17 protein-coding genes and 1 tRNA gene are annotated in these 16,356 nt (G+C 67.9%); 6 read left to right on the top strand and 12 right to left on the bottom strand.

All coding sequences use genetic code 11. From position 1 onward, the window contains the following. Positions 1-108: 108 nt before the first annotated feature. The gene (locus AC1Q87_RS12710) at positions 109-1,188 is read right to left on the bottom strand and encodes a 5-(carboxyamino)imidazole ribonucleotide synthase (protein WP_492609302.1); all 1,080 of its coding nucleotides are present in this window, start codon (positions 1,186-1,188) and stop codon (positions 109-111) included. 8 nt (positions 1,189-1,196) lie between these two features. Further along, positions 1,197-1,688 carry a 5-(carboxyamino)imidazole ribonucleotide mutase gene (gene purE, locus AC1Q87_RS12705; protein WP_492609301.1) on the bottom strand — a complete coding sequence of 164 codons (492 nt, stop codon included), beginning with the start codon at positions 1,686-1,688 and terminating at the stop codon, positions 1,197-1,199. Positions 1,689-1,815: 127 nt separating this feature from the next. On the opposite strand from purE, the gene AC1Q87_RS12700 reads away from it, so the two are divergent. Both AC1Q87_RS12700 and AC1Q87_RS12695 read left to right on the top strand, forming a co-directional pair. Beyond that, positions 1,816-2,544 carry a GGDEF domain-containing protein gene (locus AC1Q87_RS12700; protein WP_492609300.1) on the top strand — a complete coding sequence of 243 codons (729 nt, stop codon included), beginning with the start codon at positions 1,816-1,818 and terminating at the stop codon, positions 2,542-2,544. A 77-nt stretch (positions 2,545-2,621) separates the two neighbouring features. Next, positions 2,622-2,987: a VOC family protein gene (locus AC1Q87_RS12695; RefSeq protein WP_492609299.1), complete on the top strand. Its 366-nt coding sequence runs from the start codon at positions 2,622-2,624 to the stop codon at positions 2,985-2,987. Between the two features lie 48 nt (positions 2,988-3,035). On the opposite strand, the gene AC1Q87_RS12690 is transcribed toward AC1Q87_RS12695, so the two are convergent. Genes AC1Q87_RS12690 through AC1Q87_RS12680 form a run of 3 tightly spaced genes read right to left on the bottom strand, consistent with a single transcriptional unit; the run spans position 3,036 to position 4,351 of the window. Continuing rightward, positions 3,036-3,254 (bottom strand): YdcH family protein, encoded by a 219-nt coding sequence (locus AC1Q87_RS12690; RefSeq protein WP_492609298.1) that lies wholly within the window; start codon positions 3,252-3,254, stop codon positions 3,036-3,038. A 54-nt stretch (positions 3,255-3,308) separates the two neighbouring features. Then, positions 3,309-3,755, bottom strand: a complete 447-nt coding sequence (locus AC1Q87_RS12685) for a TIGR02444 family protein (RefSeq protein WP_492609297.1) — start codon at positions 3,753-3,755, stop codon at positions 3,309-3,311. Between the two features lie 2 nt (positions 3,756-3,757). Then, positions 3,758-4,351: a UbiX family flavin prenyltransferase gene (locus tag AC1Q87_RS12680; RefSeq protein ID WP_492609296.1), complete on the bottom strand. Its 594-nt coding sequence runs from the start codon at positions 4,349-4,351 to the stop codon at positions 3,758-3,760. A 131-nt stretch (positions 4,352-4,482) separates the two neighbouring features. Between AC1Q87_RS12680 and AC1Q87_RS12675 the strand changes: the two genes are divergently transcribed. Beyond that, complete coding sequence (locus AC1Q87_RS12675) at positions 4,483-4,656, top strand: DUF465 domain-containing protein (protein ID WP_183776984.1); 174 nt, start codon at positions 4,483-4,485, stop codon at positions 4,654-4,656. 169 nt (positions 4,657-4,825) lie between these two features. On the opposite strand, the gene AC1Q87_RS12670 is transcribed toward AC1Q87_RS12675, so the two are convergent. Beyond that, on the bottom strand, positions 4,826-5,503 hold the full coding sequence (locus tag AC1Q87_RS12670) for a DUF1013 domain-containing protein (protein WP_492609295.1): 678 nt from the start codon (positions 5,501-5,503) through the stop codon (positions 4,826-4,828). A gap of 241 nt (positions 5,504-5,744) precedes the next feature. On the opposite strand from AC1Q87_RS12670, the gene AC1Q87_RS12665 reads away from it, so the two are divergent. The 3 genes from AC1Q87_RS12665 to AC1Q87_RS12655 are packed head-to-tail and all read left to right on the top strand — an operon-like array spanning position 5,745 to position 8,231. Continuing rightward, the gene (locus AC1Q87_RS12665; protein ID WP_492609294.1) at positions 5,745-6,098 is read left to right on the top strand and encodes a hypothetical protein; all 354 of its coding nucleotides are present in this window, start codon (positions 5,745-5,747) and stop codon (positions 6,096-6,098) included. A 50-nt stretch (positions 6,099-6,148) separates the two neighbouring features. Continuing rightward, a complete protein-coding gene (locus AC1Q87_RS12660) occupies positions 6,149-6,889 on the top strand; it encodes a TylF/MycF/NovP-related O-methyltransferase (RefSeq protein WP_492609293.1) in 741 nt (246 codons plus the stop codon). Positions 6,890-6,932: 43 nt separating this feature from the next. Next, entirely contained in the window at positions 6,933-8,231 is a 1,299-nt protein-coding gene (locus tag AC1Q87_RS12655) for a lanthionine synthetase LanC family protein (RefSeq protein WP_492609292.1), read from the top strand. A gap of 350 nt (positions 8,232-8,581) precedes the next feature. On the opposite strand, the gene AC1Q87_RS12650 is transcribed toward AC1Q87_RS12655, so the two are convergent. From AC1Q87_RS12650 to AC1Q87_RS12625, 6 genes are all read right to left on the bottom strand, one after another. After that, positions 8,582-9,775, bottom strand: coding sequence for a Wadjet anti-phage system protein JetD domain-containing protein (locus AC1Q87_RS12650; RefSeq protein WP_492609291.1), 1,194 nt, complete (start codon positions 9,773-9,775; stop codon positions 8,582-8,584). Continuing rightward, on the bottom strand, positions 9,772-13,209 hold the full coding sequence (locus tag AC1Q87_RS12645; RefSeq protein WP_492609290.1) for an SbcC/MukB-like Walker B domain-containing protein: 3,438 nt from the start codon (positions 13,207-13,209) through the stop codon (positions 9,772-9,774). The genes AC1Q87_RS12650 and AC1Q87_RS12645 overlap by 4 nt, the downstream gene beginning before the upstream one ends. Next, positions 13,206-13,883 carry a DUF4194 domain-containing protein gene (locus tag AC1Q87_RS12640; protein WP_492609289.1) on the bottom strand — a complete coding sequence of 226 codons (678 nt, stop codon included), beginning with the start codon at positions 13,881-13,883 and terminating at the stop codon, positions 13,206-13,208. The genes AC1Q87_RS12645 and AC1Q87_RS12640 overlap by 4 nt, the downstream gene beginning before the upstream one ends. Continuing rightward, entirely contained in the window at positions 13,873-15,390 is a 1,518-nt protein-coding gene (locus tag AC1Q87_RS12635; RefSeq protein ID WP_492609288.1) for a Wadjet anti-phage system protein JetA family protein, read from the bottom strand. Before AC1Q87_RS12635 ends, AC1Q87_RS12640 begins: the two co-directional genes overlap by 11 nt. A 264-nt stretch (positions 15,391-15,654) precedes the next feature. After that, positions 15,655-16,212 (bottom strand): hypothetical protein, encoded by a 558-nt coding sequence (locus AC1Q87_RS12630; protein WP_492609287.1) that lies wholly within the window; start codon positions 16,210-16,212, stop codon positions 15,655-15,657. Between the two features lie 67 nt (positions 16,213-16,279). Further along, positions 16,280-16,356 (bottom strand) — tRNA-Met (locus AC1Q87_RS12625).

Raw genomic sequence — 16,356 nt, 5'->3', positions numbered from 1 at the left:
CTCCATGAGGGTGGATCGTCGCGCAGCGGCGAGACGGGTGGGGCCTTCGGGCGTCCCCCACACTGGCCGCTCCGCGGCCTGTCCCTCCCACAAGGGGAGGGAATGCCGTCACAGCGGCTTGAGCCGGTTCACGTGGCCCATCTTGCGGCCCGGCTTGGCGTCGCGCTTGCCGTAGAGGTGGACGCGGGTCTCCGGCTCGCCGGCCAGCTTGGCCCAGCCGTCGGCCTCCTTGCCCAGCAGGTTCAGCATCTCGACCTTGGCGTGGGCGTGGGTCGGGCCCAGCGGCCAGCCGGCCACCGCGCGGATGTGCTGCTCGAACTGGTCGACCTCGCAGCCGTCCATGGTCCAGTGGCCGGTGTTGTGCACCCGCGGAGCGATCTCGTTGACCAGCAGCTTGCCGTCCTTGAGCTCGAACAGCTCGATGCCTATCACGCCGACATAGTCGAGCGCCGTCAGCACCTGGGCGGCGATGCGCTCGGCCTGTCCGGCGGTCTCCTTGCTGACCTCGGCCGGCGCGAACGAGCGGCGCAGCACGCCCTTCTCGTGGTGGTTCTCGGCCAACGGATAGACGGCGATCGCGCCGTCGCGGCCGCGGGCGGCGATCACCGACAGCTCGCGCACGAAGTCGGCGGGAGCTTCCAGGATCACCGGCTTGGCGCCGACCTTCTTGAACGCCTCGGGCGCGTCGGCGGCGTGCTCGACCCACATCTGGCCCTTGCCGTCATAGCCCTCGCGGCGCGTCTTCATCAGGGCCGGCGCGCCCATGGCGGCGACCGCCTCACGGGCGGCCTCGCCGTCGTCGGCGGCGATGAAGGCGACGGTCGGCGCGCCCGCGCCGTTGAGGAAGGTCTTCTCCTCCACCCGGTCCTGGGCGACGGCCAGCGCCCGCGCCCCCGGCGCGACCAGCACGCCGAGCTCGGTCAGCTTTTCGACCGCGAGCGCCGGCACGTTCTCGAATTCGTAGGTCACCACATCGGCCACCTTGGCCAGCTGGGCCAGGGCGTCCGGATCGTCATAGGCGCCGACGATGGTGTGGGCGGCGACGCGGCTGGCCGGGCCGTTCGGCGCCGGATCCAGGATCGCGACGTCGAAGCCCAGCCGGCCGGCGGCCAGGGCCAGCATGCGGCCGAGCTGCCCTCCGCCGAGAATCCCGATCGTCGAGCCGGGGGGCAGAGGAGAGGCGGTCATGTGAATTCTCAGTCTTCGACGGTTTCGGCGACGCCGGCGGTGTTGCGGGCGCGGAAGTCGGCCAGCCGCCGGGCCAGCGCCTCATCGGAGAGCGCCAGGATCTGGGCGGCAAGAAGGCCGGCGTTCTTCGCACCCGGCTCGCCGATGGCCAAGGTGGCGACCGGGATGCCGCCGGGCATCTGCACGATCGACAGCAGCGAATCCATACCCTTCAGCGCTTTGGATTCCACCGGCACGCCCAGCACCGGCAGTTCGGTCAGCGAGGCGGTCATGCCCGGCAGGTGCGCCGCGCCGCCAGCGCCGGCGATGATCACCTTGAACCCGGCCGCCTTGGCGCCCTTGGCGAACTCGTACATGCGATCGGGGGTGCGGTGGGCCGAGACGACCTTGGCCTCATAGGCCACGCCCAGGGCGTCGAGACTGTCGGCGGCCGCCTTCATGGTCGGCCAGTCCGACCGGCTGCCCATGATGATGGCGACTTGCGCCTTGCCTACGCTCATTCCGACGTGCCCCTTCTCTCGGAAAGGCGCGGAGTATAGGCGCCGGCCTTGCGCCCGCAACCAAGGACGTTCAGGATTCTCGATGCTTAAGGTTCCCTGCCGATTCTAGAGGTGGGCGAGAGGCTCAATGAAGATCACCGGCGCGCGCAGCGAACCCTTCTCGGCGATCCGCAAGCGGGCGTTGGTTCACGCCGGCGCTCAAGCGACCGCCGCCGCGGCCGGCCCGATCGACAAGACCGCATTCCTGGGCCTCGGCGAGGCTGATCTGACGCCGGCCGTGCAAAGCGCGCTGGCCACGCTGCTGACCGAGATCGACGACCTGCGCGGCGAGGTGTCGCGCCTGAAGGTGAAACTGCGCGAGGTCGAGGGGTTGGCCGATCGCGATCCGCTCACGCCGCTGCTGAACCGCCGCGCCTTCGTGCGCGAGCTGGGCCGCATCCGCACCTTCGCCCAGCGCTACGGCTCGCCCGCCAGCCTGGTCTATTTCGACCTCGACGGCTTCAAGGCGGTGAACGACCGCTACGGCCACGCCGCGGGCGACGCCTGCCTGTGCGCGGTGGCCGAGCGGCTGGCCGCCAATGTCCGCGACAGCGACGTCGTCGGGCGCATGGGCGGCGACGAGTTTGCGGTCATCCTGGTGCAGGCCGACCGCCCGACCGCCGAGGCCAAGGCCCGCTCGCTGGCCGAGGCGATCGAGGCCACGCCGATCCGCTTCGGCGAGTGGACCGCGCCCCTGCACATCTCGTTCGGCGTGCGCGAGATCTCGCCCGAGATCGACGCCGAGGCGCTCGTCGCCGAAGCCGATGCGGCCATGTTCATTCGCAAGCGCGAAGCGCGGGGTTTCCCTCCGCGCTGAGCCCCGTTTTCCCTTCGCTGACGCGCGCGTCAGGTTGCTATGAAGCAGCCAGCGAAAGCTACCAAAGGGGAAACACCATGATCGGCTACACCACTGTCGGCGCGAACGATTTCGAGAAGTCCAAGGCGTTCTTCGACGCCGTCCTGGCGCCGCTGGGCGTCGCGCGGTCCTTCGGCATGGACCGCATCCAGTTCTATGGCGCGCCGGGCGCCGGCGCCCTCGCGGTCTGCAAGCCCTATGACGGCGAGCAAGCCACCATCGGCAACGGCATGATGGTCGCCCTGGCCTGCCCCTCGCCCGAGGTCGTCGACGAGGTCCACGCTGCGGCGCTGGCCGCCGGCGGCACGTGCGACGGCCAGCCCGGCAAGCGGATGCCGACTTTCTACGGCGCCTATTTCCGCGACCTCGACGGCAACAAGTTCTGCGCCTTCAAGATGGGGTGACGGGCGCCGCGAGAAACGCCCGCCCTCGATGGGCGGGCGGGGCGCTGGCTAGGCGATGATGTCGGGCGTCTGTTGATCCTTCAGGCGCTCGATTTCGTCCTTCAGGGCCAGCTTCTTCCGCTTCAGGCGGGCGATGACCATCATGTCGGGCACCGGCGCCTGGCCGATGGCCTCGACCGCCACGCCGAGGTCGGCGTGTTCCTGCGTCAGCAGGTGCAGGCGCTCGGCCAGCCGCGCCTCGGGATCGTTTCTGTCGTCGTCGTTCATACGCTAGCGGCCCCACGTCACGGCGCGTTCTATGCCATGGCGGCGGTTAACGACCTAGCCCAGGGCGCGCGCCAGGCGAGCCAGGGCCTCGTCCGGGGCGGGCGCTCCCCAGGCGCGCGAAGCCGCTTGCAACGCCGCCAGCGCCGGCTGTCCGCCGCGGCGATGTTCGCTCAGCGCCTCGAAGGCCTCCATCAGCACCCGCTCGGCCCGCAGTTCGGCGGCCTTGACGTCCTCGCGCAGTCCCTCGCGCGCGCCGTCGGCGACCGCCTCGAACGGCGCCTTCAGCGTGCGGCGCACGGCGCGCACCGGCTTCAGCACCGCCTCGTCCCAGGACCGGCCGGCCGACGCCGCCGCCTGCAGGGTCGCGGCGTCCGCGCCTTCGGCCCAAACCGCCCACAGCAGGTAGGAGGTGTTCTGCCCGTAGGCGTCCTGCAGTTCCACGCAGACCTCAGGGACGCCCGGGCGCGCATAGGCCTCCAGCGTCCAGCCCCACAGCGACATCGCTAGCCCTCCCCGGTCAGCGGCTTGAGATCGAGTCCCCAGCGCTTCACCGGCGTCCAGGACAGGCCGAACAGGTCGAGCGCCCGACCGACCGACTGGTCGACCATTTCCTCCAGGCTCGTCGGCTTGGCGTAGAAGGCCGGCAGCGGCGGGGCGATCACCGCGCCCATTTCCGCCAGCCGCACCATGGTGCGCAGGTGCCCCAGATGCAGCGGCGTCTCACGCACCATCAGCACCAGCGGGCGGCGCTCTTTCAACGTCACGTCGGCGGCGCGGGTCAGCAGCGAGGAGGTCACTCCCGTGGCGATCTCGCTCATCGTGCGCACCGAGCAGGGCGCGATGATCATGCCCAGCGTCGGGAACGAGCCGGACGAGATCGCCGCGCCGACGTCGCCGACCTTATGCGTCACGTCGGCCCGCGCATTGACGTCAGTCACGCTGAGCCCGGTCTCCTGGGCCAGCGTCAAGGCCGCAGCCTTCGAGAAGATCAGGTGGCTCTCGACGCCCAGATCCCGGCACGCATCGAGCGCGCGCAGGCCGTAGGCGACGCCGCTGGCGCCCGAAACGCCGACCACCAGGCGCGCAGCTGTGCTCATGCCCTTGTATCTCCGAGCCCGGTTTCAAGCGTGGGCGCGGCCCAGCCCACTGCAAACATATGTGATCTGACAGGCCAGACCAGCGGGTGTTCACTCGTCATGACAGTAGTTCGACAAGGAGATGACACGTCATGGCCGTCGAAGCCCGTATCCGTGAACTTGGCTTCCGTCACCAGAATCTGGACCGGATGATCGAGGAGGAAACGAACAGGCCGGCCGCAGACGCCACCAAGTTGAAGGAACTGAAGCTCAAGAAGCTGAAGCTCAAGGAGGAGATCGAAGCCCTCGGCGCGCAAGCGCACTAGGGACGGTTTCCTCCTCGTCCGTGCGGGCGGGGGACGGACGCCAGTCGACCCTGATCGATCGTTTCCACGGGTCCCCGGAGGCGATCGGCAGGGTCGCCTGCGCGTGTCAGCGCTCCCTGACCAGCCGGCGAACGCAAAAGGGGCGGCCGCGCCGCCCCTTCCCTGAACCTTAGTCCTCTTCGCCGTCCTCGTCGTCGAAGTGCGGCGGCTCGGCCGCGTAGGGCTGGTCGTCCTGCTCGGCGACGCCGCCGAAGGCGCCCGTCTCCGAGGCCGGCTCCAGGGTCGGGCCGTCGACGATGCCGCGACGGGCGTCGTCCTTGGCCTTCTTGTCGGCGGCCTTCTTGACCACGGCGTCCAGTTCCATCTGGGTCGCCAGGCCGAGCGTCACCGGGTCGACCGGTTTGATGTTGGCCGAGTTCCAGTGGCTGCGGTTGCGGACCTGGTCGATGGTCGCCTTGGTGGTGCCCAGCAGGCGAGCGATCTGGCTGTCGGCCACTTCCGGGTGGTTGCGGATGAACCAGGCGATGGCGTCCGGACGGTCCTGACGGCGCGAGACCGGGGTGTAGCGCGGGGCCTTTTTCACCGGCTTCAGCAGCTCGGCGTGGCGGCTCTTCTGCGCCTTCATGCGGTACTTGTCATTGCCCTGCGCCTTGTCGAGCTCCTCGCGCGACAGCTGGCCGTTGGCGATCGGGTCGGCGCCGCGGATGTCGCGCGCCACTTCGCCGTCGGCGATGCCCTTCACTTCCAGCGGATGCAGGCCGCAGAAGTCGGCGATCTGATCGAAGGTCAGCGAGGTGTTGTCGACCAGCCAGACAGCGGTCGCCTTCGGCATCAGAATCTCGGTCATGACGGTCTTTCCAAAATGACGGCGCCCGGCCTTTCGGCCGGGCGGTGCAATCAAGCAAAGCCACATATAGGCCCGTTCCGCGCTCAAGAAAACGACAATCCTGCGCGGTTCCGGGCGGTAACGGCGGCGCCTGACGTGCGCAATTCCGTGAAGTCGCTCGCCCGCCGCACGTTCCCTGAAGACATTTGCGAGCGTCGTGCCAAAGTCTTCGCAACAACGACCCTTCAGGGAGGGCTCCAGGATGCGAGGCGCGGTCCTGCCGATCGCCGCGGCGGCTTTGCTGTCGGCCTGCACGACGACCGATACTCAGCGGACGGCCGCCACGGCCCCGCGCACCGACTACAGTCATTTGTCCTGCCGCGAGATCGCCGCCCAGCTGGCGCTCACCGAACGCGCAGTGGGCTCCGGCGCCCGCCGCCAGCCGCTGACGCGCGGGGGCGAGACGGCTCAGGCCTATCTCTTCCCCGCCTCGCTCGGCGCCGCCGCGCCGGCCGCCTCCGCCAAGCTCGAGACGCGCCTCGAAGATCTGCGCCGGGCCTCGCGGGCCAAGCGCTGCGAAAGCGCCTGGCGCAGCTACGATACGGCCACCGCCTAGTCACAGAACCGCGATTGCCGAGCGGCGGAAAGCCCCCTAGCAATAGGCGCATGACCGCTATCTCTCTACCTGAGATCGGCACGCCGCAGACCATCGCCCGGGGCCGGTCGGCGCATGACGGCTACCAGCGCGGCTGGGGCCTGATGCATGCCGGGGTCGCCGAGCGCGTCGCCCACCATCCGCTCTACCAGGCCGGCCTGGAGGCTTCCGCCCATTGGTCGGTGATGGTCGAGGCCAAGCGGATGAACCTGTTCCTGATCCTGACCTCGTTCTACGCGGGCCTGGCCGGGAAGGACGTCATCGAGTTCGGCTCCTATCGCGGCGGCAATGCGCTGTTCATGGCCCGCGTCCTCTGGGACGTAGCGCCGGGCGCCAAGGTTTATGCCTGCGACACCTATGCCGGGATGCCGGCGACCGACGCAGCCCGGGACCTGCACGGCCCGGGCGACTTCGGCGACAGCTCCTACGACGCCCTGGTCGAGCGCCGCGACACGCTCGGGCTGACCAACCTCGTGGTCGTGAAGGGACTGTTCCAGGACACCTTCCCGGCGATCGCCCGCGAGCGGCCGACCTTCGGCCTCGCCCACATCGACTGCGACATCTATTCGGGCGTGAAGTACGCCCAGGACGCGGTCTGGCCGCGCATGGCCCGCGGGGGCTACGTCGTCTACGACGACGCCGACACCCCCTCCTGCATCGGCGCCACCGAGGCGGTCGAAGAACTGGTCATGAAGCGCAAGCTCCACTCCGAGCAGGTTTGGCCGCACTGGGTGTTCCGCGCTGGCCTCTAGGTTCGCTCGCCGCTAGCCTTGCTCAAAACAAGGACGGGCGGAAATGACCGGGTACGGACAAGCGGCGCGCGAAGCGCTGAATTTCATCGAGTCGCAGCGGACCGGCGCGGTCTGGCGCACCAACGACCACCCCAAGGCCCGGGCTGCCCACAGTCTCTATCATGGCGCCGGCGGGGTGATCCTGCTGCTGCTCGAGCTTCACGCCCAGTCGGGCGAGCCGCAACTGATGGAGAAGGCGATCGCCGCCGGCGACGAGATCCTCGCGGCGCTGCCGACCTTCGAGGATCTCTCGATCAACTCTTCGACCGGCTGGGGCGGCTACGTGTTCGTCCTAGGCGAGCTGACGCGGATCACGGGCCAGGCCCGCTACCGCGACGGCGCCGCCTTCTGTCTCGGCAAGATCCGCGACCTGGCCCGCCCGCTGGGGGCCGGCGTCGGCTGGATCGAGCCCGCGCCGTTCGGCGACATCACCGGCTTTACTGAAGACCGCGAAGTCTTCGACCAGTCCGTCGGCTCGGCCGGGGTGATCCTGACCTTGCTCTATGCTGACCGCGAGGGGCTGGACGACCAGGCCCTGCCGCTGGCGCGCGCCGCGGCCGAACGGCTGCTGGAGGTCGCCGAGCCGACGCCCGAGGGCCTGCGCTGGAAGATGATGGCCGACATGCCGTTCCAGTTCACCGCCCCCAACTTCGCCCATGGCGGCGCGGGCGTCGGCTACGCGTTGCTGCAGCTGCACCGGGCGACCGGCGAGGCCCGCTATCTCGACGCCGCCATCGCCGCCGCACGCTATGCGATGAGCCGCAGCCATCCGATCGGGAGCGGGCGGCTGGTCTGCCACAACGAGGACACCCGCAAGCCGATCTTCTATCTCGGCGCCTGCCATGGGCCCGCCGGCACCGGCCGGCTGCTGCTGGAGTTGCATGCGCTCACCGGCCAGGCCGAGTGGGCCGAGGCCCTGGGCCAACTGGTCGCCGGCATCGAGGGCGCGGGCGCCCCGGAGGCGCGGTCCGCCGGCTTCTGGAACAACCATGGTCAGTGCTGCGGCGACGCCGGGGTCGGCGAGTTCGCGCTGCTGCTGGCCCGGCGCTCCGGCGACGAAGGCTATCTCGAGCTGGCGCGACGCTGCGCGGCGGTGATCCTGGACGCCAGCGAGCTCGACGGCGACCGGCGGCTCTGGCGCCAGGCCGAGCACCGCGACCGTCCCGACTTCATCCAGGCCCAGACCGGCTACATGCAGGGCGCGGCCGGGATCGCCAGCTTTCTGCAGCACCTCGAAGGCGTCGAAGCCGGCCGCCCGGTGAAGCTCGCCATGCCCGATTGGCCGGCGATGGAGGGCCCCTGACGCAGGGTTCCAGACACGAAAAAGCCCCCGAGCGAAGCTTGGGGGCCTAGAAAGAACCTTGGGTGCGGGGACAGGATTTGAACAGAACCTCACAGTAATCCCCGTGGTGTTCGCAGCTTAGGGCGACTGTCGGCTTTTGGACCCGCCCGCCCCCATGCCTCCGGTCGCTTGGCGTGCCGGCGCGCTTCAAGGTAGCTTGCCACAGGGGTTTCGCTCAGTGTTCCGAGATCCCGAGGATCTTCTCGGGACACGGAAACACTCACGGTGATGAGGCGACTACGCCAACAATTCAGCCGAAGCCCTTTTGGAAGCCAAGACCAAGTGAGCGGCCGCTCTGGCGAACCCTGAGCCTACTGCGCGAAACTGGGTGCCTGCGGGTCGAGCGCTTCCTGCTCCAAGCCCCAGCCGCCGGGTCCCGCCGCCAGGACGTCCCATAGCGCCGCGACGGCGCTGCCGGCTGCGTCGCCGGCTTTGATCTTCACATCCCCCGCGCGCCCTTCGGCTGCGGCGAGGAGGTCCGCCCTCATCAGGTGGGCGCGCAGCATGACGCCACGCTCGCGAAGGGCGGCCTCCAGATAGCGGAAGATCCGCAGGCCGCCTGGGTCGATGTCGCCCCAGTGGAAGGTCGGCACCTTGGCCAGGTCCGCGAGATGGACAATTGCCTGCAGCGCGCCGCGGGAGGGAAAGCCGCCGCTGTAGAGCACGAGCCCCTGGCGTCCCTGGTTGATCTCGCGCGCATGCCGCACGAACGAAGTGAAGTTCTCGACGGTCAGCACATAGTCTACGGGACGAACAAGGGTAAGGCGGTGGGCGTCATCGGGTGGAAGACCCAGGTAGGTCACCGGCGGCCAGGGCGCGCCCTCCAGCGCCAGCGGGCCTGACGCCAAGAACGGCTGCGGCAGCCGGAGGAGACCGAGGCTTGCCAGCGCTTCGACGTCGTCCAGGTCCAACGGCGGCGCGTTTGGCGACAGCCGCCGGAAGAGCCGCAGCACCGGGCCTCTGAGGCGCTCCAACGCTTTGCTGTCGTTGACGACAGCGCGTGAAAAGGTCCGGTAGTCGATCTCGGCGCCGCCAGGGTTCGTCGTTCGGCCCTCCAGAGCGGTCACGAGCTTGAGCGCTTTCTCCAACGCAGACGTCGCACCGGCGGGCAGGCCGTATCGCCCGACTTTTCGCGCCCAAGCCTCAGCGATCTCGTCGAGGACGGGTTGAACTTCGGCGGACGCATTGCGCCGGTGGGCGGCAAGCGCCGTATCGACGTCGTCCCGCGAGGGCGCACGACCTAAGTGGGAGTAGAGTGCTGCGGCGTCCGTCAGGGCGACGTACTGCACGCGGGTCACGCCGTCGATCTCGCGACGGACGATGCGCACGCCGCCTGCGCGCTCCGCCGCTTCCAGCCTGGCCAGGCAATCGGCCTCGTCCTGAACGGACGCGAACGCGGCCTCATCCAGCCGCGCTCTGAGCCGCTCGGCGCCGGGCCTGGTCTCGTGGCGGGTCAGAAGGTCGTTGAGCAGCGCCGCGGCGTCAGTGAAGTGCCGCTGGCTCACTCGGCGGCGACCTCAGGCGCCTCAGTGGCGAGTTCGCGTCGCAGCTCATCGTCGCTTCGATGCTGCGGGTTGGCCTCGCGCATCGCAGCGCGCGTCAGATCCTTGATGACCGAGGTCTCGACGGCGACGTCATCGCCGAAGCGATGGACGTCTATGATCGTGTCGAGGTTCTCGTAAACCGCCGCCCGCTTCTCGCTCGGCGCGGCGATCACCACCTGCAATCCGATGTCGCGGTAGAAGCTGAGCAAGGTCCTCTGGTTCGGGCCGTCCATCTTGCTGAAGGCCTCATCGAACACGGCAAGGCCCATGCCCTGCAATCCGCTTGGCCTTGCGCCGTGATACGAATTGGCGAGCGCTGCGCCAATGACGACGTAAAACGGCACCTGCCGCTCGGCGCCGCTGGCCACGCCGCGCCGGCGATCGAAGCTATTTTCCCGCCCCAGTTTGACGTCGCGCATCTTCAGGTCAAAGCTGTAGTAGGCACGGTAATCCTGATAGAGGTCGAGCGACAGGCTATCGTCCTGCAGCAATCGCTCGACAACCTTCAGGGCCTCGGCATGGCGATCGTCGCGCGGCGCACCGCGCCCGAACAAGGCCGCCAGCGTCTCGTCGTCGGTTTCGCTGTCTCGCGCCAGCCGGTAGAGCGCCTCGAATTCCGGCTTGACTGCGGCCTTCAGCGTATAGACCTCACCGTGCAAGGGCCGCGACCGCAGAGCGCGGTTGATGCCTTCGATCTCTGACTCCACCGTATTGAAGCGGCTATTGAGCTCGTGGACGAATGCGGTGCGGAAGATCCGTATGACCTGCTCCACCGCTTCGTCGGCGTGGCGTCGGTATCGAATCAGCTCGTTGGTCTCGAGCAAAGTCACATTCTCGTCGACCCAGGGGCGCAGGACTTTCAAAATGCCGCCGTCTTCGACGGCCGGCGCTTCGACGCCGAACTCCATCCGAAAGCGTGTGACCCGATCGCGGATGTCGTACTCGACCTCTCTCGCCTGCGACGCGGCGAACTCCGCTTCCCTGCCGGTCTCGGCGGCGATGCGCGCTGGCGTGCGACCGGGACGAAGCTTGGCGTACTGGGCGCGGATCGGCGTCCACAACACGAGCTTGCCGATCCGTTCGCGGAAGCGCCCGCGGCGCGCCTTGAGCGCCAGGACTGAGCCCAGCTGTCCTTCACCCTGGCCGAGGTTGAAGGTGACTTGCGCCAACTCCTTTTGCAGGCCGCCCCGCGACTCGCGAATTTCGCCCAGATCGGCGTTGAGAGCCTTCAGCTCGGCGCGCGCCTCCTCAAGCTCGGCATGCAGCTTGGGATCGACCTGAGACAGCACCTCGGCGATCCGCCTTTGGCCATCCCGGAGCCGCTCATCGCAATCCGCCAGCGCGTCGACCAGCGCCGGCAGACGATCCGCGTCGCCTGGCTCCGTCGACAGCCGCTCCAAGCGACGCACCACGTCTTCATAGAACCGCGCACGTTCGTCGTGCTGGGCATGGATCGCCTTGGCATCCGCCAGCGTCTTCTCCAGTTGGCCGACCATCAGCCCCGCGGCAGTGCGGCCGATCTTCAAGTCAGTCGGCCGACGGGTCTCGACGACGATGCCGTCGTTGTAGGTGCCGTCCCGCATGATGGCGCGCCGCGCCCCGATCAGATCGGCCTCATTCTCCGCGAGACGAACGCCGGCCAGCCGGCCGACCACGAACGCCGTGGCCAGATCGTCCTCGCTGGTCAGGATGCTCGCCAGACTGCCGCTTGGCGCTGAACGCGCTTCCTCCGCGAGCCGCCGGGTGTTGGCGACGCGGCAGCCCCGGTAGGCGTCACGGCCGCGACGATAGATTTCGACCGCCCGCTGCGCGTCCTCTGGCGCGACGAGGATCGCTTCCCGATCCCGGCCCAGCAACGCTTCGGCGGCGTCTCTCCAGGCTTCGTCGGAGACCTCCAGCACCTCACAGAGCACGCGGGGCGCCATGCCCGCGTCTCGCAAGGTCTCCATCAGGGCTTCGGTCTTGCGATCGAGCGCCACGACCCCGCTTCGTGAGGCCGCCAGGCGACGATCCGCATCCTGGATCGCGAGCTTGACGTCTCGCCGGAGACCCAAGACCTCGTCACGCTTTTCCTCAACGAAGGCCAGCTTAACGGCGGCGGCGGTGGCAGCCTGATGCAGAGACCGATCGATACTGACCGGATCTCGCGGCCAGTCGGGCGGCTGCAAGCCGGAGCCGAGCCGTTGGACGGCCTCCAAAGGCTGCAGCACGTCACCGATGCGGAGCGGCTGCAGCTTTTCGCGCCAAGCGAGGAGCTCGGTCGCGCGGTACGCGTCGACAAAGCGGGTTTGGAGCCTGCGCAGGACATCGGCGCGCTCGGTCTCGAGCCGCCGTTGTTCAGAAGTGAGCACCGCGCGCTGGCTCGCCGCGTCCGAGGCGTTGATCTGGCCATCCAGGCTCTCGATCGTGGCCTCGACCTGAGCGATGCGGGCGTCGTAGCGGCCGATCTCGGCCGTCGCCTCCTGCACGGCCAAGGTCTTCTCGCGCTTGGTTTTGAAGTTCGCAAAGACCATAGCGCCGGCTTCGATGAGGGCGGCCGTTCGCTCCACGCCTCGGGCGATCTCCTCCTTCTTAAGGAGCCCGTCGAACCGGTCGATCTGCGCCTGCAGCTCCCGCAGCGCGTCGAGCCGGTTCTGCAGATCGTGGATGTCCTTCTGAATCTGCCGATAGCGCTGGATGGACTCGCGAAGTTCGCCGATGTCGATGTCGTTCTTCTCGAGAAGATACTTGCGGACGAAATCCTCGACGGACGGGATGTCCGAGAACGAGAGCGCCATGACGAAGGTGCGGGCGAACAGATCCTCAGGCGGCGTGCGCCGGTCCGTGAACAGCTGGCGCATGTACTCGCGGATGTGCGCCCGCGCGCTGTCATTCCTGAGCAGCCGCCCGCCGGCGGCTTGGCAGGCATGGTCAAGCCGGTCGCGAACGACCGGCCAGAGCGCTGAGCGTTCGCGCCCCTCGGCGTCGGCTTCAATGAAGTAGCTGGTATCGGCCCTGACGCCGATCGCCACATAGCGCGCCTCAATACGGGCGTCCTCGCGCACCGATGCGGTGACGCAAAGGCCCACGGTCACCGGAGGGCGTTGGCCGACCGGGTCATCAAAGACGAGCGCAATATGGGTGACGGCCTCGGTCCGCAGCGACGTGTGCGCATCCAGCTGACCCAAGCAGTAGGCCCGCAGCGTCCGCTCCGATCGGACGCCGCGTTCGCCTGCGGAGCTGTTGAACTTGTAGAGGTTGGCCGAACCGCCGGTCAGGACGGCCTGGATGAGGTCGATCAGCGTCGACTTGCCCGACCGGTTCGGTCCCAAGATTGCGGCGTCCCCGACGACATCAATTTCCGCCTTTGGGAAGAGGTGCCATTGGACGAGCGAGATGCGGCTGAGCTGGATCATTCCACCGTCTCCGCGTCAGCCGCCTCGACCGGCTGATCCGGCTCCGGTTGGGCCTCAGGCTCTTCGTCGACGGCGTCGGCCCGCTGCAGCAGCGTTTCGAGCGCGGCCAGGAAATCGTCGCCGGCCACGGTCGCGACGAGCGGGCGGAGGGTGAGCTCCATATCCTGCGCCTCGTCGTCATATGGGCCCAACCCGACGATTGCTCGCCGCGCAAGTCCCTCCACGATGTCGCGGAAGGCGATGACATTCAGCGCCGGACGGCGGGCGCGGGCGACGATCTCCTGATATGCGTCGTAGGCCTGATTGAGGGTGATGAGCACCGTGCCGCGCGCCTGAATGTCGCCGTCTTGGACGGCCTCTTCCCAGAGCCGGCGCAGCATCAGCAGGACCAGAGTTTCGTCCAAGCGCATGCGAGCTGGGCTGATGCGCTCGGTGTCCGGAAGAATGCCGGCCCAGCCTTCGCTCTCCCGCACGACCAGACGGTAGCCGGCAACATCGAAGTACCCGGTGACGAGCGAGCGTGCAGCAGGCCGCTGGAGTGTTTCCAGCATGGAGGTCGAGCCGCGATCCTCAATATGGAGGAACTGATGACGCAGAAGGTGTGCGATCACCTGGGTCGTGCGCTGGGCAAGCCGCGGATCGCGCTCCTCAAGCTGCGTGAACTCAAGAAGCACGAGCATCCTCCAGGGTGACGTGGTCGGAGAGGCGCCGAATCCGGAAGCCGGCGCACCGTATCCAGTCGTTGTCGACCCCGTCCTCGGGTGTCACGGTGAAGGCGAAGTGCTTGGCTAGCCGCTTGCTGAGCGTATCCGAGCCCGGTGCGCCGGAGACGATCAGCGGCACGACGCGGCGTAGGGCCTCGAAAGCCAGGAAGTCGTCCAGGGTGTCGAGGTGCAGGTTGGCCGCGAGGCTCTCGCCCATGGGGGGTACGCGGCGTTCCAGAAACCGGACCACCTGCGTAGGATCCACCACCAATCGAGCCTGATAGGCGCGCTCCAGCTGCCGGCGCAGCGCCCACACCGGATCGTCCGTCGGCAGGACGAGGGCGTCCCCGACGATTGGCACGCGGGATCCTCTCGGGCGAGCGAGAAGCGTCGGCGCCAGCGGCGAACGGAAGGTTTCCAGCGCGCCGCCGATCGGCAGCGCGGCGCCGAGCGCGAGCACCCGGTCGAGCCGCCCCACGAGCGCCTCGCTCCGCGCCAGGAATGCTCCCGTCTTGCGGCCGGCGTAACGGACCGTGTTGCGCAGCCGAGCTTCGAGGCGGGTGCGATGCTGTTGAATGCGCCGAAACGCTTCCTCGATTCGGTCGAACACTGTGCGGATCTTGCTGATGTCGTCACGCACGAGGTCCATCGCCTCGGCCGCGTCGCCGACCAGCCGGGCTTCGAGATAGGCCTCGGCAAGGATCTGCATGTCCACCATCGAGCCTTCGAGCGCCTCAAGCGCTTCAAAGATGCGGTGGCGGAAGCGATAAGGATGGGAGGTGGTGGTGATCGCGGCGTAGTCCTTCAGGAGGACGCGACTGACGAACCCTTCGAAGTAATGCTCAAGCCGCTCTTCGATGTTCTCGCTCGTCAGCACCCGCCGATCCACGTCGCGCAGGGCGGCCAGGACGCTACGCAGGTATCGCCCGAAGGCGGCCGCGTCCCGCGCCGCCTTGTGCAGGCCGAGCGCATTCTCCCGGGCGCTCTGTCGCGCGGCCTCGACGGCGGTCTTCACCTGCATGACGAGGCCGCCGAGCTCCTCCGACACGCCCTCGCGGAGCAGGCAGAGGAATTCGAGCAACCGCATCGCGCCTGCAGGCATATCGACCGTGACTCGCAGCCCGTAGCGGTTCTCCTCCAGCCAGCCGGTCTCCAGTAGACGCGCGTAGATATGCCGGGCGCGGCCCATGGCCTCGGTCGTGGCGGAATCGTCGACATCGGCGAGGCCGCGGCGGCGCAGGCGGCGGCCCTTGCGCCCAAGCACCTGATCCAGCGACACAGGAGCTTCGTCTTCCCGCCAGAGTTCGGGGGCTTCCCCCAAGAGATCGTAGATCAGGCCGACAACCTCGGTCTGGGTCGGAAAGAGCAGATCGGCTCGAAACCAGGTCGAGTAGGCGCACACCAGCACCTCTTCGTAGAGGCGACGGTTCGCGCCCGCAAATAGCGTGAAGATGTTGGAGTTCAGTATGCCGAACACCGAGGTTCCCCAGCTTAACCATGGCCACCTTAGGCCTTTCTTATCTCACTCGACAATCAGAGCGCGAGAAATGCCCAAGGCCGGGTCGGCCGAGTTGCAGCGTAGGCAAAAGAGCTCACGACGAATTCCGGCTCGCCGCCCCCCAGGACCCCCGGAAATTCGCCCTACTCAGAACCTCGCCAACCACACCTGACAAGGTTTGGTGAGGACCTGAGCGCAAGGCATGACCTGCAGCCTACAAGGCCGCTGGGTAGAGACGACGGATCAGCGATGACGCTCAACGGCGGGAAGTACGCCTGCAGCGCCAACCGAGAGCGCGGGACCTGCAACAACGGCAAGATCATCACCGCCCAAACGGTTGAGCGGCGGGTGATCGAGGGTATTCGTCGCCGCCTGCTGACTCCTGAAGCAATCGGCCAGGCGGTGAACGAGCTGCGGCAGTCGGCTGATGCTGAACGCCGGGAGATCCTCGCCAGCCGTGCGCCGATTGAGCGCGAGCTCGCCGAGATCGAGCGCAAGCTGACGCGCGCGCGTGACCTGTTCTTGAATGAGATGATGGAGATGCCCGAGCTCGAGGCGCTGACGTCCGGCCTGAAGTCTCGCAAGTCGGAGCTGGTGTCCAAGCTGGCGTCCGTTGAGACGCCGAGCCCGATTGTGCTGCACCCGGGCGCAGCGGCGGCCTACGGCCTGCTGGCCGAGCGGCTGCACGAAGTGTTTGAAGGGGAAGATGGGGAAGAGGTTGTCGGCGAAGTTCGGAAGCTCATTGAGCGCGTCGACTTCAAGCCGCTGGCCGGGCTCGGGAAATTCGATCTCGAGGTGCACGGCAAACTAAAGGCCCTACTCGGTTTCGCCGAGAGGGCCTCAGGATCCTCAAACTGTGAGGTTGTGCTGGGTGCGGGGACAGGATTTGAACCTGTGACCTTCAGGTTATGAGCCTGACGAGCTACCGGGCTGCTCCACCCCGCG

This window comes from Phenylobacterium sp. GW823-FHT02A09, from assembly GCF_058797775.1.
Note: the sequence above shows the minus strand (reverse complement) of the source record. Positions and strands in the feature narration are given on the sequence as shown.